The sequence below is a fragment of the Rhodospirillum centenum SW genome, assembly GCF_000016185.1.
GTDB classification, from domain to species: domain Bacteria; phylum Pseudomonadota; class Alphaproteobacteria; order Azospirillales; family Azospirillaceae; genus Rhodocista; species Rhodocista centena.
Window position 1 is genome coordinate 589,970 of sequence record NC_011420.2, and the last position, 19,535, is coordinate 609,504.

21 protein-coding genes are annotated in these 19,535 nt (G+C 72.2%); 12 read left to right on the forward strand and 9 right to left on the reverse strand.

Annotation, left to right across the window (positions count from 1 at the left end; translation table 11 throughout):
- Nucleotides 1–10: 10 nt before the first annotated feature.
- Nucleotides 11–451 carry an NUDIX hydrolase gene (locus RC1_RS02600; protein ID WP_012565781.1) on the forward strand — a complete coding sequence of 147 codons (441 nt, stop codon included), beginning with the start codon at nucleotides 11–13 and terminating at the stop codon, nucleotides 449–451.
- A 23-nt stretch (nucleotides 452–474) separates the two neighbouring features.
- Here the strand turns inward: RC1_RS02600 and RC1_RS19800 are convergent, their stop codons facing one another.
- The 4 genes from RC1_RS19800 to RC1_RS02620 form a co-directional block, all read right to left on the reverse strand.
- Nucleotides 475–1,128, reverse strand: a complete 654-nt coding sequence (locus RC1_RS19800) for a biliverdin-producing heme oxygenase (RefSeq protein WP_049766628.1) — start codon at nucleotides 1,126–1,128, stop codon at nucleotides 475–477.
- Nucleotides 1,129–1,222: 94 nt separating this feature from the next.
- Nucleotides 1,223–2,467, reverse strand: a complete 1,245-nt coding sequence (locus tag RC1_RS19805) for a divergent polysaccharide deacetylase family protein (RefSeq protein WP_148213364.1) — start codon at nucleotides 2,465–2,467, stop codon at nucleotides 1,223–1,225.
- A 103-nt stretch (nucleotides 2,468–2,570) separates the two neighbouring features.
- Complete coding sequence (locus RC1_RS02615) at nucleotides 2,571–3,938, reverse strand: S41 family peptidase (RefSeq protein WP_012565783.1); 1,368 nt, start codon at nucleotides 3,936–3,938, stop codon at nucleotides 2,571–2,573.
- Nucleotide 3,939: 1 nt separating this feature from the next.
- The gene (locus RC1_RS02620; protein WP_012565784.1) at nucleotides 3,940–5,193 is read right to left on the reverse strand and encodes a murein hydrolase activator EnvC family protein; all 1,254 of its coding nucleotides are present in this window, start codon (nucleotides 5,191–5,193) and stop codon (nucleotides 3,940–3,942) included.
- 379 nt (nucleotides 5,194–5,572) lie between these two features.
- On the opposite strand from RC1_RS02620, the gene rocD reads away from it, so the two are divergent.
- From rocD to RC1_RS02635, 3 genes are read left to right on the forward strand one after another with little or no spacing between them, the layout of a single operon-like run.
- Nucleotides 5,573–6,811 (forward strand): ornithine--oxo-acid transaminase, encoded by a 1,239-nt coding sequence (gene rocD / locus RC1_RS02625; RefSeq protein WP_012565785.1) that lies wholly within the window; start codon nucleotides 5,573–5,575, stop codon nucleotides 6,809–6,811.
- Nucleotides 6,812–6,842: 31 nt separating this feature from the next.
- Nucleotides 6,843–7,823, forward strand: coding sequence for a dimethylarginine dimethylaminohydrolase family protein (locus RC1_RS02630; protein WP_012565786.1), 981 nt, complete (start codon nucleotides 6,843–6,845; stop codon nucleotides 7,821–7,823).
- A gap of 53 nt (nucleotides 7,824–7,876) precedes the next feature.
- Complete coding sequence (locus RC1_RS02635; protein ID WP_012565787.1) at nucleotides 7,877–8,374, forward strand: Lrp/AsnC family transcriptional regulator; 498 nt, start codon at nucleotides 7,877–7,879, stop codon at nucleotides 8,372–8,374.
- 19 nt (nucleotides 8,375–8,393) lie between these two features.
- Here RC1_RS02635 and RC1_RS02640 read toward each other — a convergent pair whose 3' ends face one another.
- Nucleotides 8,394–8,750, reverse strand: coding sequence for an ArsR/SmtB family transcription factor (locus RC1_RS02640; protein WP_012565788.1), 357 nt, complete (start codon nucleotides 8,748–8,750; stop codon nucleotides 8,394–8,396).
- 97 nt (nucleotides 8,751–8,847) lie between these two features.
- Here RC1_RS02640 and RC1_RS02645 point away from each other — a divergent pair, with 97 nt between their 5' ends.
- The 5 genes from RC1_RS02645 to dxs all read left to right on the forward strand — a co-directional run bounded on the left by RC1_RS02645 (nucleotide 8,848) and on the right by dxs (nucleotide 13,299).
- Entirely contained in the window at nucleotides 8,848–9,078 is a 231-nt protein-coding gene (locus tag RC1_RS02645) for a sulfurtransferase TusA family protein (RefSeq protein ID WP_012565789.1), read from the forward strand.
- A 97-nt stretch (nucleotides 9,079–9,175) separates the two neighbouring features.
- Nucleotides 9,176–10,102, forward strand: a complete 927-nt coding sequence (locus tag RC1_RS02650) for a histone deacetylase family protein (protein WP_012565790.1) — start codon at nucleotides 9,176–9,178, stop codon at nucleotides 10,100–10,102.
- Nucleotides 10,103–10,160: 58 nt separating this feature from the next.
- Nucleotides 10,161–10,412, forward strand: a complete 252-nt coding sequence (locus tag RC1_RS02655; protein ID WP_012565791.1) for an exodeoxyribonuclease VII small subunit — start codon at nucleotides 10,161–10,163, stop codon at nucleotides 10,410–10,412.
- A 14-nt stretch (nucleotides 10,413–10,426) separates the two neighbouring features.
- Nucleotides 10,427–11,326 (forward strand): polyprenyl synthetase family protein, encoded by a 900-nt coding sequence (locus tag RC1_RS02660; protein ID WP_041785096.1) that lies wholly within the window; start codon nucleotides 10,427–10,429, stop codon nucleotides 11,324–11,326.
- Between the two features lie 44 nt (nucleotides 11,327–11,370).
- Nucleotides 11,371–13,299 carry a 1-deoxy-D-xylulose-5-phosphate synthase gene (gene dxs, locus RC1_RS02665; RefSeq protein ID WP_012565793.1) on the forward strand — a complete coding sequence of 643 codons (1,929 nt, stop codon included), beginning with the start codon at nucleotides 11,371–11,373 and terminating at the stop codon, nucleotides 13,297–13,299.
- Nucleotides 13,300–13,360: 61 nt separating this feature from the next.
- Here dxs and RC1_RS02670 read toward each other — a convergent pair whose 3' ends face one another.
- The gene (locus RC1_RS02670; protein WP_012565794.1) at nucleotides 13,361–13,549 is read right to left on the reverse strand and encodes a hypothetical protein; all 189 of its coding nucleotides are present in this window, start codon (nucleotides 13,547–13,549) and stop codon (nucleotides 13,361–13,363) included.
- A gap of 445 nt (nucleotides 13,550–13,994) precedes the next feature.
- Nucleotides 13,995–14,150, reverse strand: a complete 156-nt coding sequence (locus RC1_RS02675; protein WP_012565796.1) for an entericidin A/B family lipoprotein — start codon at nucleotides 14,148–14,150, stop codon at nucleotides 13,995–13,997.
- 55 nt (nucleotides 14,151–14,205) lie between these two features.
- Here RC1_RS02675 and RC1_RS02680 point away from each other — a divergent pair, with 55 nt between their 5' ends.
- The gene (locus RC1_RS02680; RefSeq protein WP_148213366.1) at nucleotides 14,206–14,955 is read left to right on the forward strand and encodes a TlyA family RNA methyltransferase; all 750 of its coding nucleotides are present in this window, start codon (nucleotides 14,206–14,208) and stop codon (nucleotides 14,953–14,955) included.
- 77 nt (nucleotides 14,956–15,032) lie between these two features.
- On the opposite strand, the gene sppA is transcribed toward RC1_RS02680, so the two are convergent.
- On the reverse strand, nucleotides 15,033–16,820 hold the full coding sequence (sppA, locus tag RC1_RS02685) for a signal peptide peptidase SppA (RefSeq protein WP_012565798.1): 1,788 nt from the start codon (nucleotides 16,818–16,820) through the stop codon (nucleotides 15,033–15,035).
- Nucleotides 16,821–17,051: 231 nt separating this feature from the next.
- Here sppA and pabB point away from each other — a divergent pair, with 231 nt between their 5' ends.
- Both pabB and RC1_RS02695 read left to right on the forward strand, forming a co-directional pair.
- On the forward strand, nucleotides 17,052–18,551 hold the full coding sequence (gene pabB / locus RC1_RS02690) for an aminodeoxychorismate synthase component I (protein ID WP_012565799.1): 1,500 nt from the start codon (nucleotides 17,052–17,054) through the stop codon (nucleotides 18,549–18,551).
- Nucleotides 18,548–19,363: an aminotransferase class IV gene (locus RC1_RS02695; protein WP_012565800.1), complete on the forward strand. Its 816-nt coding sequence runs from the start codon at nucleotides 18,548–18,550 to the stop codon at nucleotides 19,361–19,363. The genes pabB and RC1_RS02695 overlap by 4 nt, the downstream gene beginning before the upstream one ends.
- Here the strand turns inward: RC1_RS02695 and RC1_RS02700 are convergent.
- On the reverse strand, nucleotides 19,338–19,532 hold the full coding sequence (locus RC1_RS02700) for a YbdD/YjiX family protein (RefSeq protein ID WP_012565801.1): 195 nt from the start codon (nucleotides 19,530–19,532) through the stop codon (nucleotides 19,338–19,340). The genes RC1_RS02695 and RC1_RS02700 overlap by 26 nt on opposite strands.
- Between the last annotated feature and the right edge of the window lie 3 nt (nucleotides 19,533–19,535).

The window sequence follows — 19,535 nt, forward strand, 5'->3', positions numbered from 1 at the left end:
AGGAGGGGCTGTGGCGAAGAAGCAGGCGGCCAAGAAGAAGAGAATGCAGGTGGCCGCCCTGCCGTACCAGATGGAGGACGGCCATCTGCGCGTGCTGCTGGTGACATCCCGCGAGACGCGCCGGTGGATTCTGCCCAAGGGCTGGACCGAGAAGGACCTCGACGGTCCCGGCGTGGCTGCGCTCGAAGCCTATGAGGAGGCGGGGGTGCGCGGCGTCGCGGCGCCGAAGCCGATCGGCTCCTACCAGTATTTCAAGCGGCTGAGCACGGGCCGGACGGTTCCGTGCGACGTGAAGGTCTACGCCCTTGAGGTGATGGAGGAGCTGGAGGACTGGCCCGAGGCCAAGGAGCGCCAGCGCCGCTGGATGTCGCCATCGCAGGCGGCGCTGCACATCTCCGAGACGGGGCTGGTGGACCTGCTGCTCCGCCTGGGCATGCCGACGGTCGATTAGGGCCGGATCAGTTTGAACCCGGATCAGACGGGCCGGGGCGCCGCCGCGTCGCACCGCGCCACCCAGGCGTGCAGCGCGTCGAACGTCTCCTGTGCCGCGGCGATGCAGGCGGTTTCCGCCTCCGGATCGGCGCAGGCGGTGGCCAGTGCCTGCTGGAAGGCCCGCCACTGCCGCCCGATGTTGGCGCCGTAGGAGGTGTAGTAGCGCATGGCCCGGCCCCCCAGGCCGCCGAACACCTCCCCGTACTGGCGCACCACCACCTGGCCGCCCAGGGTCGATCCCTCCAGCACGTAGAGCGCGCCGAAGGCCCGTGCCAGCCCGTCCACCGGCGGCAGGTCTGGGCAGTCCGGCGCCGAGTCCGGGTCCAGGCCCAGATCCTCCAGGTCGGCGGCCAGCAGGGCGGTGCGGCGGCGCTGGTCGAAATCCAGCCCCGTCTCCGACCAGTCGAGGCCGCCCAGCACCGACTCGAGCGGGCGGTGGAAGCCCAGCAGGATGCCCAGCCAGCCAAGATAGCCGTCCAGAGTCCGCAGCCGCCGCTCGGGATCGACCTGCGCCTCCAGGGCCACATGCTGGTCGCGGGTGGCGAGGCGGAGCCTCACCGGCAGGTCGGTCTTCCGCGGGGGAGTCCTGGTGGCCTCCGGTCCCGTCGAGCCCGCCTCGATCATCGTACTGTCCATTCCTCTTCCGTATGGCACGGCTGACCCTACGCTCCGACAGGCGGAGTTCCAAGTGCGTGCGATAAAAAAAGGACCATCGCGGCGGCCCCCGTCCTCAGCGGTCGGCCTGCCGGTTCAGCACCGCCGTCACGGGCGCCAGCACGATGCCCCGGTCCTTCAGTCCGGCGGCCCAGGCGGCCAGCCGCTCCAGCGTCGCGGGGAAGGGCTGGGCGAAGCCGACCGCCGCGCCGTTGGCCCGGGCCAGACGCTCCAGCTCCTGCAACTGGGCATCGATGCCGCCGGCGCTGGCCACCCTGTCCACCAGCAGGTCGCTGGTGGCGCGCGGCAGGCCCAGTTCCGTGGACAGCCGGGTGGCGGTGCTCCGCGGCGTCATCCAGGCATCGACGAAGACCAGCCCGCGTCGCTTGAGCTGTTGCAGCACGGCACGCAGATGGTCCCCCTCCGCGGTGAAGCGGGTGCCGCTGGGGCTGGTCAGCCCGACATAGCCGGACGCGGCCGCCAGCGCCTTCTCCAGCCGGCCCAGATTGTCCTGGTCGGTCAGCCGGGTCAGCAGCGTGCCGGGGCCGGGATCGTTGCGGGGATAGCCCTCCGGCTCCATCGGCACGGAGAGCAGGACCTCATGCCCGTTCGTGCGGGAGCGGTCGATCATCTCCTGCACCCCGGTCAGGCCCGCCGGGAAGGCGAAGGTCACCGCCCCCGGCAGCCGGTCGATGGCGCTCTCCAGCATCGTCCGGGACAGGCCGAGATCGAACAGCACGATGGCGATGCGGGGGCGGGTATCCTCCTGCGGGAAGGGGCGGGCGTAGAACTGCCAGGGCGCCACCCCGTCCTCCCCGATCCGGGGCAGCAGGCCGGCCCGGGTCCGCTCCTGCAGGTCCGGATTGCGGGACGGACCCAGGGTCACCGGCAGGTCCACCGGGTCCACGGCGGGTTCCGGGGCCGGCGTTTCCGGCGTCCCGGTCGCGGCGGGTCCGGCGGGGTCCGCATCGGCAGCGGAAGACGCTCCGGGGGCAGCGTCGGGGAAGCGGGGCGTGCCGTCCACGGCCAGCACGGGCGTGCGCAGGACAGGTCCCTGGCGGGCGGCCGCCTCCATCCGGGCCAGCGTGTCCGGGGCGGCCAGCGACAGCCAGACGAGCGTTCCGGCGACGGCCAGCACGAGGCCGGCCACCGTCAGCGGAAAGGCGAGGGCGCGCGTCGGCCGTGCGACGGCCGGCGTGTCCAGGTCGATGTAGGACTCCCCGCCGGCCGCGGCGGCAGCCGTCCCGGCGGCGTTGCCGCGGCGCAGGCCGAAACGGCTGGCCAGCACTGCGGCGCTGTCGGACAGGTTCCCGTCGGTCATGGCCCGCCCGTCCCCGACGCGATCGTCCGCGTCGGGGGTCGGGGCGCCGGCGGCCGCCTTGGCTCGGAACCGGAACAGGGCCACGGGTCGGGACCGCGCAGCGTCAGTTGATCGACTTGCCCTGCGCGAACAGGGCGACCCCGCGCAGCAGGTCCACCGCCCGGGCGAGCTGGTAGTCGAAGGGCTGCTCCTGCCCGGGGCCCTGGGCCGTGGTCGGCTGGGGGGCTGCCGGGGCCTGCACCTCGCCACCAGCCGGGGCCTGCGGGGCCTGCGGGGCGGCGGGGGCGGCCGGCTGCTGGCCCGCGGGCCGGTCGGTGTTGCGCAGGGCGTGCGGGAGGTCCGCCTCGCGCCGGCGCTGGCCCTGCTGGATCTCCTCCAGCCGGGCGGGTTGCACCTCGATGTCCGGGCTGATGCCGAGCTGCTGGATCGAGCGGCCCGACGGCGTGTAGTAGCGCGCCGTCGTCAGCCGCATGGCGCCCTGGCCCTGCAACGGGATGATGGTCTGGACCGAGCCTTTGCCGAAGGACTGCGTGCCCAGGATGATGGCGCGGTGGTGGTCCTGCAAGGCGCCGGCCACGATCTCCGACGCCGAGGCGGAGCCGCCGTTGACCAGCACGACGATGGGCTTGCCGCGGGCCAGATCGCCCGACTTGGCGTTGTAGCGTTCGCCGGTGCCGTTCTTGCGGCCGCGGGTGGAGACGATCTCCCCGCGCTCCAGGAAGGTGTCGGAGACGGAGATCGCCTGCTCCAGCAGGCCGCCGGGGTTGTTGCGCAGGTCGATGACGTAGCCGACCAGCTTGTCGCCCACCTGCTCCTCGATCTTGGCGATGGCCTTCTCCAGCCCCGGCTGGGTCTGCTCGTTGAAGCTGGAGATGCGGATGTAGCCGATGTTCTCCGCCTCCACGCGGAAGCGCACCGACTGCACCTTGATGACCGCGCGGGTCAGGGTGAACTGCAACGGCTCGGCCTGCTCGGCGCGGCGGACCGTGATCCTGATGTCGGTGCCGGCGGGACCGCGCATCTTCTCCACGGCGTCGCTGACCGACATGCCGAGCACGGCCTCGTCATTGATGTGGGTGATGTAGTCGCCCGGCAGGATGCCGGCGCGGTAAGCCGGCGTGTCGTCGATCGGCGACACCACCTTGACGACCCCGTTCTCCTGCGTCACCTCGATGCCCAGCCCGCCGAACTCGCCGCGCGTCTGCACCTGCATGTCGGTGAAGTTCTTGCGGTTCAGATAGCTGGAGTGCGGGTCCAGCGAGGTCAGCATGCCGTTGATCGCTGCCTCGATCAGCTCCTCGTCCGAGACCTGCTCCACATATTCGGAGCGCACCCGCTCGAACACGTCCACGAACAGGTCGAGCTGCTTGTAGGTGTCGGACTTGGCCGGCTGCTTCGACTGGGCGGCGGCGCAGGCCGGCGCGGTGAACAGCAGCGCCACGGTGGCGACCGATGTCAGGAACTTCCTCATGTCAACCTTGTCCTTTGCCGTCGGAGGGCGCAAAGCCGCGCAGGGGGTTGATCGGCTGACCGCCCCGCCGCAGTTCGAAATACAGGGATTGAGATCCATCGGTGGCCATGGCGCCCACAGGTTCGCCCGTCAGTACACGCTGGCCGACCTGACTGTCGATCCTGCCCAAGCCCGCCAAGAGGGAATGATATCCATTGGCGTGTTCCACGATCAAGATCAGCCCATACCCCTTGAAAGGTCCCGCGAACAGGACGGACCCGTCATAGGGGGCCACGACCACGGCGCCGGACCGGCCCTTGAAGGTCAGGCCGCGGCTGGTTCCGCCGAAGGCGTCGGCCTGACCGTAGCGGGTCGTCACCTCACCGGCCACCGGCATGATCATGCCGGTCAATCTGGGCACGCCGGTGGCGCGCCCCAGGGCGGCGACGCTGTCCCGCGCGCGCTTCTCCCGCTCGGCCTCCGCCGTGGCACGGCGGGCGGCCTCTGCCGCGGCCTTGCGGTCCCGCTCCCGGCGCTCGGCTTCCAGCCGGTCCACCAGATCCTTCAGGTCCCCGGCCTTTGCCGCCAGTCCGGTCAGTTTCGTGTCCAGCGCCTTGCGCTCGGCGGCGGTGCTGCGCGACAGCTCCTCCCGCCGGGCCACCAGCACGGCCATTTCCCGCTGCTGCCTGCCCAGGGCCGCCGCCGCGGTTGCCGCGGCGTCGCGGCGGGCCGCCAGATCCGTGCGGACCTCGGCCAGCTTCTCCAGGTCGGCCGCCAGCCCGTCGGCGCGGGTCTTCAGCTCCGGCACCAGCGCGCGCAGCAGCAGCGCGCTGCGCACCGTGTCCGCCGGCTGCTCCGGCCGCGCGATCAGCGCCTCCGGCGGCAGGCGGGACAGCCGTTGCAGAGCCCCCAGCAGCTCGGCCATGGCGGCGCGGTCGGCGTCGATGCGGCGGCTGCGCTCCGCCTCGTCCCGGGCGACGGCCTCCAGGGCGGCCTCGGCATGGGCCAGGGCCTCCTCCTGCCGGCGCTGCTCCGTGGCGGCCTGGACCGCCCGGGCGCGCAGGTCCGCCAGTTCGGACTCCAGTGCCTCCGCAGCGGAGTCGAGTTGCCGGCGCTGCGCCTCGCCCGCCTTCAGGTCCTGCTGCACCCGGTCCAGTTCGCGCTGCGGATCGGGCTGCTTCGTGTCGGCCGCGGTGACCTGCCCGGCCAGCAGGACGGCCAGCAGGCCGGCGCCCGCCGTGGCGATCCGTCTCTTCCGTGCTGGGCCCGTTGCCATCGGCGCCTTTCCTTCCGGGGTATCGTGCGCGGCGGAGTGTAGGCGGCCGGCCGATCGCCGTCGATTGCGCTGTCCGCATCGGACCGTTCCCGCGGCGGACCGTTTCCCCTGCCACCCGACTGAACCCGGTTCCTGGTTAACGGCTGCTTTCCGGACCGCCGGAAGGCACCGGCGAAATGGGGGTGCGCCATGCCTCGGCGCGGTCCGCGATGGCACGGGGCCGCATCGTCGCGGCGGCCGGAACCGGTGCTGGCGGGCGGTCCCGCGGCCCGGTCCTGTCGCCTGCGGCGGCCACTTCGGCCGTTTCGGCTGCCGGCCCCGTGTCATGCTGTTCCGGAAGGGCCGGCACAGGCCCGGCCATGGCAGGCGGGAGAGGCGGATGGACGGCGGCTTCGGAGCGGCGGGCGGCGCGATGGCCATCGAGGCGCGCTGGTGCGCCCGGAACTACCGGCCGCTGCCGGTCGTCATCAGCCGGGCCAAGGGCGTCTGGCTCTGGGACTCCGACGGCCGCCGCTACCTGGACATGATGAGCGCCTATTCGGCCGTCAATGTCGGCCACGGCCATCCACGGGTGCTCGACGCGCTGCAGCAGCAGGCCGGCCGGGTCGCCGTCGTCTCCCGCGCCTTCCACACCGACCGGCTGGGGCCGTTCCTGGCCCGGCTCTGCGCCCTGGCGGGGCTGGACGCCGCCTGCCCCATGAACACCGGGGCGGAGGCGGTGGAGACGGCGATCAAGGCGGCGCGGCGCTGGGGCCACCGGGTCAAGGGCATCCCCGACGGCCATGCGGAGATCATCGTGGCCGAGGGCAACTTCCACGGCCGCACCACGACCATCGTCGGGTTCTCCTCGGAAGCCGACTACCGCGACGGCTTCGGCCCCTTCGCCCCCGGATTCCGGGCGGTGCCCTTCGGCGACGCCGCGGCGGTGGAGGCCGCCATCGGCCCGCACACCGCCGCCGTGCTGGTGGAGCCGATCCAGGGCGAGGCCGGGATCGTGGTGCCGCCCGGGGGCTATCTGCGGCGGCTGCGCGAGATCTGCGACCGCCACGGCGTCCTGCTGATCCTGGACGAGGTGCAGTCCGGCCTGGGCCGTACGGGCGCCTGGTTCGCCTTCGAGCACGAGGGCATCCGCCCCGACGGGCTGTGCCTGGGCAAGGCGCTGGGCGGCGGGGTGATGCCCGTCTCCGCCTTCGTGGCGCGGCGCGGGCTGATCGACATGTTCGAGCCGGGCAACCACGGTTCCACCTTCGGCGGCAACCCGCTGGCCGCGGCCGTGGGCGAGGCCGCCCTGGCGGTGATCGAGGAGGAGGGGCTGGTGGCCCGCTCCGCCGAACTGGGCGCCCACCTGATGGAACGGCTGCGCCGGATCGACTCGCCCCTGGTGCGGGAGGTGCGCGGCCGCGGCCTCTGGGTCGGGGTCGAGATCGACCCGGCCCGCGTCTCCGCCCGGGCCGTCTGCGAGGAACTGATGCGCCGCGGCGTGCTGAGCAAGGAGACGCACGAGACCGTGATCCGGCTGGCGCCGCCGCTGGTGATCGACCGCGAAACCCTGGACCACGGCATCGACCGGCTGGAGGAGGCGCTCGCCGCCCTCGCGGCCGGGCCGGCCGCGGCCTGACCCGCCCCCCATCGCCGACGCGAGGACGACCGTGACCATCGACGTGACCGCACCCGGCCAGCGGCCTTCCGCGCAGCCCGAGCCCGCCCCGCCGCGCATCATCATGTGCGCCCCCGATCATTTCGAGGTCAGCTACACCATCAATCCCTGGATGCGCCCCGACGAATGGGAGGCCCGGCGGTCGGAGCTGAGCGGGGCCGCCGCCGCCGGCTGGTCGGCGCTGCGCCGCCGCCTGCAACAGCTCGGCGCGGCCGTCGAGCTGGTGGCGCCGCGCTCCGGCCTGCCCGATCTGGTCTTCACCGCGAACGCCGCGGTCGTGCTGGACGGCAAGGCGCTGGTCGCCCGCTTCCGCCATCCCGAGCGCCGGCCGGAGGAGCCGCACTTCCGCCGCTTCTTCGACGGGCTGGCCGCCCGCGGGCTGCTGGACGAGGTCCACGACATGCCGCCGGGCGTCTGCCTGGAAGGGGCGGGGGACTGCGTCCACGACGCCGGGCGGGGCGTCTTCTTCCTGGGCCATGGCTTCCGCTCCGACCGGGAGGCCGCGGCGGTCGTGGCCGACCTGTTCGGGGAGGAGGTGGAGCCGCTGGAACTGGTGGACCCGCGTTTCTACCACATGGACACCGCCCTCTGCCCGCTCTCGGGCGGCGAGGTGCTGTACGTGCCGGGCGCCTTCTCCGCCGAGGGGCGCGGCCGGCTGCGCGAGCGGATCGGGGCCGACCGGCTGATCGAGGTGCCGGAGGCGGATGCCGTGCGGCTGGCCGCCAACGCCGTCAATCTCGGCCGCGACGTGGTGCTGGCCGAGGCGTCGGACGATCTGAAGGCGGCGCTGGCCGAGCGGGGCTACAGCGTCCACGAGGTGCCGATCCGCAGCTTCGGGCTTTCCGGCGGATCGGCCTTCTGCCTGACCCTGCGGCTGGACCGCCGTTCCAACCGCCGCTCCGGCCGCCCTGTCGGCGGGACCGGGCCGGGGGCGGCCGCCGACGCACCGGGTCAGCCCGCGCTGCTGGACTGATCCGGCGGCATCGGACAAGCTGGCGCCCGCGGAAACCGGGGGCCGGGGAGGCCATGCGACGCAGGCTGGACCAGATCGACCTGAGAATCCTCCAGGAACTCCAGGACGACGGGCGCATCACCAACCAGGCCCTGTCCGAGCGGGTGGGGCTGTCGCCCCGTCCCTGCCTGGAACGGGTGCGCCGGCTGGAGAAGGAGGGGCTGATCGTCCGCTACCAGGCGCTGGTGGACGTGCGCAAGCTGCAGTCCTGCGTCTTCGTGCTGGCCCAGGTGGCGCTGGAGAAGCAGGGCAGGGACGCGCGGCACCGCTTCGAGCGGCGCCTGCGCGACACGCCCGAGGTGATCGAGTGCTTCGAGGTCAGCGGCCCCTTCGACTACATCGCCAAGCTGGTGTGCGAGGACCTGGACGCCTATCAGGACCTGACCACGGGCTGGATCGACGACCCCGAACTGGGCGTCGCCCGCGTCGTCACCAACGTGGTGCTGCGGCCGGTGCGCGACTTCGGCCGCTATCCCATCTTCGCCGGCGAGGGGCCGGCATCCGCGGGATAGGGCCGGGTGCGGGAGGGGGTCAGAACCCGACCGGCTCCGGCGCACAGGGCGGGCTCTTGCCGTCGCGGCGCACGCGCGGCCCCTCGCTCCCGAACAGCTCCAGGAGCGAGGCCATGATGAGCGGGGCGGCGTCGCCGTTCAGCGAGTAGTAGATGGTCTGGGCGCTGCGGCGGGTCCGCACCAGCTTGTCCCGGCGCAGCCGGGCAAGGTGCTGCGACAGGGCCGACTGGGACAGGCCCACCAGACGCTCCAGCTCACCGACCGATCGCTCCTGCTCCATCAGGTGGCAGAGGATCAGGATGCGGCGCTCGTTCGCCATCGCCTTGAGCAAGGCGGCGGCCCGGCGTGCGTTGACTTTGAGGACGTTCACATTCATGTCAGGGAAATCGGTCGCGCGGCCGTCCGGTCAAGCGGTTCCGGAAAAATTAAGAAAAACACCCTCGGCGCGAACAGAAACAAGGGAAACTCCCCCGATGGATGCCGACCGCAGCCTGGACTGCACCGGCCTGGTCTGCCCGCTTCCGGTCCTGCGGGCGCGCAAGGTGCTGAGCGGCATGGCGCCGGGCCAGGTGCTGGCGGTCAGCGCCACCGATCCCGCCGCCCCGCGCGACTTCGACGCGTTCTGCGCCGCCGCCGGCCACACCCTGCTGGACCGGGAGGAGCGCGACGGCGTCTTCGGCTTCCGCATCCGGCGCGGCGGCTGACCCGGCCCGGCAAACATCGGCCCCATCACAGATTCTTCATGAATCCCGATGCCGTTTGCGGGATGATGCGGGTGGAGGAAGCCACCCAGGAAAAACGATGCATACGGCGTTGTTCACCCACTCCGCCTGTCTCGACCACGACACGGGCGAGGGGCATCCCGAATGCCAGGAGCGGCTGCGGGCCGTGCTGCGGGCGCTGGAGGATGAGGCCTTCATGTTCCTGGACCGGCGCGAAGCCCCCCGCGTGACGCGGGAACAGCTTGAGCGCGTCCACCCGGCCAGCTACCTCGACAGCCTGGAAGCGGCCATGCCGCAGAGCGGCTACGCCACCCTGGATGCCGACACCCTGGTCTCCCCCGGCTCGTGGGAAGCCGCCCTGCGCTCGGCCGGCGCCGTCTGCGCCGCCATCGACGCCGTGCTGGCGGGGGAGGCCCGCAACGCCTTCTGCGCCGTCCGCCCGCCCGGCCACCATGCCGAACCCGACAAGGCCATGGGCTTCTGCCTGTTCAACAATGTCGCGGTCGGGGCTGCCCATGCCCGGGCCTGCGGGCTGCGCCGGGTGGCCATCATCGACTTCGACGTCCACCACGGCAACGGCACCCAGACCTACTGCCAGCACGACCCGTCCCTGCTCTATCTCTCCACCCACCAGTGGCCGCTCTATCCCGGCACCGGCTCCGCGCGGGAGCACGGCGACTACGACAACGTGGTGAACGCCTGCCTGGGGCCGATGTCCGGCAGCCCGGAGTTCCGCCACGCGGTGCAGACCAAGCTGCTGCCGCGGCTGGACGCCTTCCGGCCGGAGATCCTGCTGATCTCCGCCGGGTTCGACGCGCACAGCCGCGACCCCATGGCCGGCCTGCACCTGATGGAGGACGATTTCGCCTGGGTGACGGAGAAGCTGGGGGAGGTGGCGGCGAAGCACGCAGCAGGTCGCATGGTGTCCGCCCTCGAAGGCGGGTACGATCTGCGCGCCTTGGCCAACTCCGCCGCCGTCCACGTCAAGGTGCTGATGGCGGTCTAGCTTGCGGTGATGCGCCAGTGGTCATAGAGTCTCCGGCTCCGCAACGGAACCTGCCGACATGACCGATTCCAGTCTGCCGTCCGACATCGCGGCCCTGTCCTTCGAGGACGCCCTTGCCGAGCTGGAGCGCATCGTGCGCCAGCTCGAAGAGGGCAAAGCCCGGCTGGACGACGCCATTCGATTCTATGAACGCGGGACGCTTCTGAAGCGGCATTGCGAGATGAAACTCCGCGATGCGCAGCAGAAGGTGGACCGCATCACCGTCGCGGCCGACGGCGCGCTTGCCGCCGAACCGGCGCGGCTCGACTGACGCCTCATTTCCGGATGCCCAGCTTGCCCAAGACGCTCACCGCCGCCATGGCCGACACCGTCGAACAGGTGGAAGCCGCCATCGACGTCCTGTTGCCCCGTGTCGACCTGCCCGAAGCCCGCCTGTTCGAGGCGATGCGCTACGGCTGCCTCGGCGGCGGCAAGAGGTTGCGTCCCTTCCTGGTCATGGAAAGCGCGCGCCTGTTCGGGGTGAACCCGGCCTGCGCCCTGCGCGCGGCGGCGGCGGTGGAGTTCATCCACTGCTACAGCCTGGTCCATGACGATCTGCCGGCGATGGACGATTCCGACCTGCGCCGCGGCCGCCCGACCCTGCATCTGGAGTATGACGAGGCCACGGCGATCCTGGCGGGCGACGCCCTGCTGACGGTGGCTTTCGAGATCCTGGCCGATCCGGAGACGCACGAGGATGCGCAGGTGCGCTGCCGTCTCGTCTCCGCCCTGGCCAAGGCGGCCGGCCCGCGCGGCATGGTCGGCGGTCAGATGCTGGACCTGATGGCCGAGGACCGGACCTTCGACATCGGCGCCATCACCCGGCTGCAGCGCCTGAAGACCGGGGAGCTGATCGCCTTCTCCGCGACGGCCGGTGCGATCCTAGGTCGCGCTTCCCCGCCGCAGCATCATGCGCTTCAAGCATACGCGCACGACCTGGGCCTCGCCTTCCAGATCGCCGACGACCTGCTGGACGTCGAGGGGACCGAGGCCGAGACCGGGAAGTCCGTGGGCCGCGACGAGGGCGCCAACAAGGCGACCTTCGTGTCGATCCTGGGCGTGGAACGGGCGCGCGAGCAGGCAGGCCGCCTCGCCGATCAGGCGATGGCGCACCTGGATATTTTCGAGGACCGGGCGGACATGCTGAAGCAGGTCGCCCGCTACGTTGTCGATCGGCGTTCGTGATGCCCCCCGCAGACGGCGGCCCGGCGCTTGGTGGAAGGAATGGGATGATGGTGGAGTCGAAGACGCCGTTGCTCGACACGGTCAATACGCCGGAGGATCTGCGCAAGCTCGACCCCTCGCAACTGCGGCAGTTCGCGGACGAACTGCGCACGGAGACGATCAACGCCGTCTCCGTGACCGGCGGCCATCTCGGCGCCGGGCTGGGTGTCGTCGAGCTGACGGTCGCCCTGCACTATGTCTTCAACACCCCGGCGGACCGGCTGATCTGGGACGTCGGCCACCAGTGCTATCCGCACAAGATCCTGACCGGGCGGCGCGACCGCATCCGCACCCTGCGCATGGGCGGCGGCCTGTCGGGCTTCACCAAGCGGGCGGAGAGCGAGTACGACCCCTTCGGCGCCGGGCACAGCTCGACCAGCATCTCCGCCGCCCTGGGCATGGCGGTGGGGCGCGACCAGCTCGGCCACAAGAACCACGTCATCTGCGTCATCGGTGACGGCTCCATCAGCGCCGGCATGGCCTACGAGGCCATGAACAACGCGGGCGCGATGAACAGCCGCATGATCGTCATCCTGAACGACAACGACATGTCCATCGCCCCGCCGGTGGGCGCGATGAGCGGCTACCTGTCGCGGCTGATCTCCTCGCGCCAGTACCGCGGCCTGCGCGAGCTGGGCAAGCAGGTGGCCGAGCGGCTGCCGCGGCCCTTGCAGGAGGCCGCCCGCCGGGCCGAGGAATACGCCCGCGGCTTCGTCACCGGCGGCACGCTGTTCGAGGAGATGGGCTTCTACTATGTGGGGCCGATCGACGGACACAACCTGGACCACCTGCTGCCGGTCCTGGAGAACATCCGCGACGACCAGGGCACCGGCCCCGTCCTGATCCATGCCGTGACCCAGAAGGGCCGCGGCTACGGCCCGGCCGAGCGGTCCGCGGACAAGCTGCACGCCGTCAGCAAGTTCGACGTCATCACCGGCGCCCAGGCGAAGGCGAAGGCGAACGCGCCGAGCTACACCCGGGTCTTCGCCGACAGCCTGATCCAGGAGGCCGAGGCCGACAGCCGCGTCGTCGCCATCACCGCGGCCATGCCGTCGGGCACCGGCCTGGATCTGTTCGAGAAGCGTTTCCCCGACCGCACCTACGATGTCGGGATCGCCGAGCAGCATGCGGTCACCTTCGCCGCCGGCCTCGCGGCGGAGGGGCTGAAGCCGTTCTGCGCCATCTACTCCACCTTCCTGCAGCGCGCCTACGACCAGGTGGTCCACGACGTCTGCATCCAGAACCTGCCGGTGCGCTTCGCCATCGACCGCGCCGGTCTGGTCGGGTCGGACGGCTGCACCCATGCCGGCAGCTTCGACGTCGCCTATCTCGGCTGCGTGCCGAACATCGTCATCATGGCGGCGGCGGACGAGGCCGAGCTGAAGCACATGGTCGCCACGGCTGCGGCCTACGACCACGGCCCCATCGCCGTGCGCTATCCGCGCGGCGAGGGCGTCGGTCTGGAGATGCCGGAGCGCGGTCAGGTGCTGGAGATCGGCAAGGGCCGCATCGTGAAGGAGGGCACGAAGGTCGCCATCCTGTCGCTGGGCACCCGCCTGAAGGAGGCCCTGCTGGCGGCGGAGGACCTGAACGCCCGCGGTCTTTCCACCACCGTGGCGGACGCCCGCTTCGCCAAGCCGATCGACGAGGCGCTGATCCGCCGGCTGGCGCAGGACCATGAGGTGCTGATCACCGTCGAGGAAGGCTCGATCGGCGGATTCGGCAGCTACGTGCTGCACTTCCTGGCGCAGTCCGGCCTCCTCGACCAGGGCCTGAAGGTGCGGCCGATGGTGCTGCCCGACATCTTCCAGGACCAGGACGCGCCCGCGAAGCAGTACGACGAGGCCGGGCTGAACGCCCGCCACATCGTGGAGACGGCGCTGAAGGCGCTGGGCACGGGTCTGGCGGCGGAAACCCCGGCGGCGCGGGCCTGACCGTCCCGTCACCGGATGCGCGAAGGCCGCGCCGGAGGGGTCCGGCGCGGCCTTTGTCGTGTCATGGGGGCTGGCAGGGGCCGTCCGCCGCCGACAGGGCACGGATCTCGGCCAGGAAGAGCGCCGCATCCTCGCTGTGGATCCGCGTCTCCTCCTCCGAGGGATCGCGCCCGGAACAGTCCGTCTCCATCCGGGCGGCGAAGGCGGCGCTGTAGCGTTCCATGGCATCGAGCGACAGACGGCCGGTCACAGCACCAGCCGCTGGCCCAGCAGGGTCCGCACCCCGGCATGTGCGCGCGGAAACAGGCCCAGAGCGGCCAGCGCCGCGGATGCCGCATGGAACATGGCGTAGCAGGCGCGGTTCAGCGCGGTCCCGGCGAAGCCGCCGGCGAGGGTGGGCTGCCGCCAGGGTCTGCTCTGCCCGTGCCAGCAGGATCTGGACGGACGGTTCCGTCGTCACACCGCGCCCCGTCGCGCACGACCTTCCGGTAGAAGGGATGCTGCTGGTCGATCCCCTTCACCGTCCGCAGCACGGGCGAGATGATGCCCCTGTCCCGCAGTTCGATCGGCACCGCCAGCCGGGTAAGCTGACGCTGTTCGGCCGCCCGGGGCGGATGCGCGCGTCCATGGGGCGCAGCATAGCACCGCTGCCCCGGCGCGGGGAGGCGCGGGTTTGACCGGACCCGGGCGGGCGGCTACTTCTTCCCCTTCTGCCCGGCGCCTTCGATGGCCTGACCGGCCTTCTGGATATCCTTGCCGATGCCCTCGACGGTGTTGCAGGCGGCAAGGGCGAACAGGGCCGCGGCCAGCGTGAGGGCGGCGGCGATGCGGTGGCGTGGCGTGCGCTGCATGGCTGTCCCGGCGGATGGAAACCCGAACGGCCCCCTTACCACGAACGTGCGAACCATGTCCAAAGTGCCGAAGACACGGGTGGACCAGGCCCTGGTGGACCGTGGCCTTGCCGAAAGCCGCAGCAAGGCGCAGGCCCTGGTCCTGGCCGGCCTGGTCTTCACCGGCACGCGGCGGATCGACAAGGCCGGCGATACGGTGGCGGCGGATCAGCCGCTGACCGTGAAGGGGCAGGAGCATCCCTGGGTCAGCCGCGGCGGGCTGAAGCTGGTCAAGGGGCTGGACACCTTCGGCATCGACCCGGCGGGGTTCGTCTGTCTGGATGTCGGGGCCTCCACCGGCGGCTTCACGGACGTGCTGCTCTCCCGCGGGGCGGCGCGGGTCTACGCCGTGGATGTCGGCCACGGCCAGCTTGCCTGGAAGCTGCGCGAGGACCCGCGCGTCGTGGTGCTGGAGAAGACGAACGCCCGCCATCTGACGGCGGAACAGGTGCCCGAGCCGGTGGATCTGGTGGTCTGCGATGCCAGCTTCATCGGGCTGGAGACGGTGCTGCCGGCCCCGCTGGCGCTGGCCCGGCCGGGGGCGGGGCTGGTCGCGCTGATCAAGCCGCAGTTCGAGGTCGGCAAGGGCCGCGTCGGCAAGGGCGGCGTCGTGCGCGAGCCGGAGCTGCACCAGGAGGTCTGCGAGCGCATCGGCGGCTGGCTGGCAGGGCTGCCGGGCTGGAGCGTGCTGGGGATCGTGGAGAGCCCGATTCAGGGGCCGGAGGGCAACCGCGAATTCCTGATCGGCGGCCGCCGGGACGGATAGGGCAGGGGCTCGGAGGCACCGCCGCCCCGCCGGGACGGGTCCCGGCAGGGCGGTCGGCGGCGGACTCAGCGATGGCTTCAGTGGCCGGCGATGCCGACCGGGGGCATCAGCACGGTCTGTTCCTCCGTCCGGGTGGCCCGCAGCAGCGGCTCCACCTGGGTCAGCAGCGGCCGGTACTCCGCCAGCGCGTCGGCCAGCACCCACTGGCCGAGCTGGACCCGCGCACCGCCGTCGAACAGGCTCATGATCAGCTCGAACTGCGACTTCGGCTTCGGGAAGAGGGCGACCCGGACCGGCGCGTCGGCGCTCAGCCCCATCACTTCCCGCGCCAGGGAGAGGGCGGTGGCGTAGCCGCCGAGCGCATCGACCAGCCCGATCTCCTTGGCCTGCCGGCCGGTCCAGACGCGGCCCTTGGCCACCTCCTGCACCTTCTCCAGCGGCAGGTTGCGGCCGGCCGAGACGCCGGTGGTGAACTGCGCGTAGATGTCGTCCAGCAGCGCGGCGCGGCGGTCCAGCTCGGCCGGGGTGTAGGGCTGCTGCGTCGTCCACATGGTGGCGTTCCTGCCGCGGGACGTCATGCCGTAGTTCACGCCCAGCATGTCCGTCAGCCCGCTGGTGACCAGCTTGCCCCCCAGCACGCCGATGGAGCCGGTGAAGGTGCCCGGCTGGGCCACGATGCGGTCGGCGTCCATCGACACCCAGTAGCCGCCCGAGGCCGCGAGGTCGCCCATGGAGACGATCACCGGCTTGCCCTGCTCGCGGGCCCGCTTCACCGCCCGGCGCACGACCTCCGAGCCGACGGCGGAGCCGCCGGGGCTGTTCACCCGGAACAGGATGGCCTTGACGCTGCTGTCGGCGGCGGCGGCGTTGATCGCCTTGGCGACGTCGGTGGCGCCGAAGCCTTCGCTGCCCGTCACCGGGTTGTCGTCGCTCTCGCCGCGGGCGATGCCGCCCTCGCCCACGACCAGGGCGACGACCGGGGCCTGCGCGTCGGTCTCCTCCGCGGCGTCGCGGTAGGCGGTCAGCGCCACCGTCTTCGCCGTCCCCTTGTCGGAGCGGGTGCGCTCCTTGGCCGTTTCGACCAGCTCGTCATAGTAGCCGAGCCGGTCCACCAGCTTCAGCTCCAGCGCCTCCTTGTCCAGCAGGGGGGCGCGGTCCACGGCGGCGTTCACGGCGTCGATGGGCAGCTTGCGGTCGGCCGCGATGCCGGCGACCATCTGCTCGTAGAGATCGCCGATCAGCGACTCCGTCATCTCCTCGTTGGCCGGGGTCGGCTCGCGCTCCATGAACTGCTCGGCGGCGGTCTTGTATTCGTAGCGCTTGTCGATCTGCGGCTCGATCTTCAGCTTCTCCAGCGTGCCGCGCAGCAGCGGCCGCTCCGACAGGATGCCGGTGATGCCCACGGTGCCGACCGGTTGCAGCCAGATCTCGTCGAACGCGGTGGCTAGATAGTAGGACTGCATCCCGGGGGAGAATTCGCCGAACGTCTCGGCATGCACCAGGGCGAACTTGCCGGCGGCACGGAACCGCTCGACGGCGTCGCGCAGCTCCTGGAGGGTGGCGACGCCGCCCTCGGCCGTGCCGGCACGGGCGATCAGCCCCTTCACCCGCGGGTCGCGGGCGGCGCGGTCCAGGGTGGCGACCACATCATGCAGGGTGGCGGTCTGGTCGGAGGACAGGGCGGCAAAGGGGTTGCCCGGCGCCTGTTCCGACAGGGGCTTCTCCAGATCCAGTTCCAGCACGACGCTGTCGGGCAGGGTCGGACGGCCCGGCGACAGCATCATGCCGATGGCGACCGCGCCGCCGACCAGCAGGACGGCAAGCAGGCCGATCACGGCGAATATCCTGACGATGACCTTCATCATGGCGGGTAATGTCGTATCCTGTTGGAAAGGGCGGGCGGGGCCGGACCTGGACAGGTTCCTCTTCCGGCCGGGACATCCCACCACAAAGGCGCGGACCACGCCAGTACCGTTCCGTTACGCGCCGGTTGCTGAACGGTTTCGCTCATCGCGCGGTTGGCGTGTCCCCGGGTGTTCCGGCGGGCATTCCGGCGATGCTTGGCGGTCCGGAGCCGTGCGGCTAAGGTCGCCGCCATGACCGCTGCCCCCGTGATCCTGGACCTGCCGCCGTTCGACCCGGCGGACGCCTTCACCGCCCTGGCCGGGCGCCCGCGCGCCCTGTTGCTGGACGGGGCCGCGTCGCCCGACCGCGGCCGCTTCTCCTACATCGTGGCCGATCCGCTGGCGTGGCTGGAGGCGGGGCCGACCGGCGTGACGCTGGACGGCGTGGCCCCGGAGTCCTGCGGCGGGTCGGGCGATCCCTTCGCCCTGCTGGAGACGCTGCTGGCCCGCGGCCGGCGGCCGGCCGTGCCGGGACTGCCGCCCTTCCAGGGCGGGGCCGTCGGCATCCTGGGCTACGAACTGGGCGGGCGGCTGGAACGGCTGCCACTACCGCAGGCCGCGGGGCTGGCGTTCCCCGACATGGCGGTGGGGCTCTACGACACGGTGGCGGCCTTCGACCATGCGGCCGGGCGGGCCTGGGTGATCGGCCCCGACCGTGCCCGGGCGCAGGCCCTGGCGGATGATCTCCGTCGGGGTGCCGCCCTGGCAGCGGAAACGGCGGCGGGCGAGGCTTCGGCCGGGGAAGGCGAGAGCCTGCTGACCCCGCCGGGCTGGCAGGCGGAACAGACGCCGGAGCGGTTCCGCGCCGCCATCGCCCGCATCCTGGACTACATCCGGGCCGGCGACGTCTATCAGGTCAACTACACCCAGCGTTTCCTGGGCCGGCTGGCGCCGGGGGCGACGCCCTGGCGGGCCTACCGCGCCCTGCGCCGGCGCACCGCCGCGCCGTTCAGCGCCTGTCTCGACCTCGGCGGCGGCCGGGTGGTGGCGTCGGGCTCGCCCGAGCGGTTTCTCTCGCTGACGGCGGACGGCCGCATCGAGACGCGGCCGATCAAGGGGACCCGCCCGCGCGGGGCCACGCCGGAGGCCGACGCCGCCCTTGCCGCCGAGCTGCTGGCCAGCGGCAAGGACCGGGCGGAGAACCTGATGATCGTGGACCTGTTGCGCAACGACCTGTCGCGGGTGGCGGCGGTGGGCAGCGTCCGCGTGCCCGCCCTCCAGACGCTGGAGAGCTACCGCACCGTCCACCATATGGTCTCGGTGGTGGAGGCGCGGCTGCGCCCCGGCCTGGGGCCGGTGGACCTGTTGCGCGCCGCCTTCCCCGGCGGCTCCATCACGGGGGCGCCGAAGATCCGGGCCATGCAGATCATCCGCGATCTGGAACCCGCCCGCCGCGGCCCCTACTGCGGCTCGGTCGTCTGGATCGGCTGGGACGGGGCGATGGACAGCTCCATCGTCATCCGCACCCTCTGCGCCGCCGGCGACCGGGTGCAGGTGCAGGCCGGTGGCGGCATCGTCGCCGACAGCGACCCGGAGGCGGAATACCAGGAGAGCCTGACCAAGGCCCGCGCCGTCCTGCTCGCCCTCGACCCCGCCATGCCCTGGCCCGCCGCGCCCCGGCCCGCCACGCCCCGGCCCGCCACGCCCTGTCCCCCCGCCGCGGACGACGGCGGACAGGAGGCGGCGGAATGACCCCCATCCTCTGGCTTGACGGGACCCTGCGGCCGGCGGGGGAGGGGCGGGTCGATCCGGGGGACCGGGGCCTGCTGCTGGGCGACGGGCTGTTCGAGACGATCTGCGTCCGCGGCGGCCGGGCGCTCCGGCTGGAGGCGCACTTCGCCCGGCTGCGGACAGGGGCGGGCATCCTCGGCCTGCCGGTGCCGGCCGGCGACGACGCCCTGGCCGATGCGCTGGAGCAGGTGGTGCGGGCCAACGGGCTGGCGGACGCCGTCGTGCGGCTGACGCTGACGGCGGGGCCGGGGCCGCGCGGGCTGCCGCGGCCGGCGCCGCCGCGGCCGACGCTGCTGCTGACGGCGGGCCCGCTGCCGCTGCCCCCGCCGCCCGCGCGGCTGCTGGTGGCGCGCAGCACCCGGCGCAACGAGCACTCCCCGCTCAGCCGGGTGAAGAGCCTGAACTACCTGGATTCCATCCTGGCAAGGCGGGAGGCGGCGGCGGCCGGGGCGGACGACGCCGTGCTGCTGAACACCGCCGGACGGGTGGCGGAGGCCAGTGCCGCGAACCTGTTCCTGCGGCTGGACTGCGGCTGGGTCACCCCGCCGGTGAGCGAGGGGGCGCTGCCCGGCACCATGCGCGCCGTGCTGGCGGAGGCCTGGGACGCGGCGGAGCGGCCGGTGACCGTGGCCGACCTGCACCGCGCCGACGCCATCGTCCTGACCACGGCGCTGGGCGTGCGCGAGGTGGCGGGGATGCTGGAGCCCGCCGCGCTTCCCGAGGCAGCCCCGCCCGGGACCTCACCGCTCAGCAGCAACGGGTCACCCCGCTGAACCGCCGGTCCAGTTCCGAGAGGTAGAAGGCCTCCCGGTCCAGCGGCGGTTCCTCGGGGTGGGTGGCGGCGTGCCGCTCCAGGTAGCGGTCATAGGCGTCGTCGCCGGAGATCTCCCGCAACGCCTGCCACGCCGTGCGCAGGAAGGAGGCCGGCCCCGCCACCGCCATGGG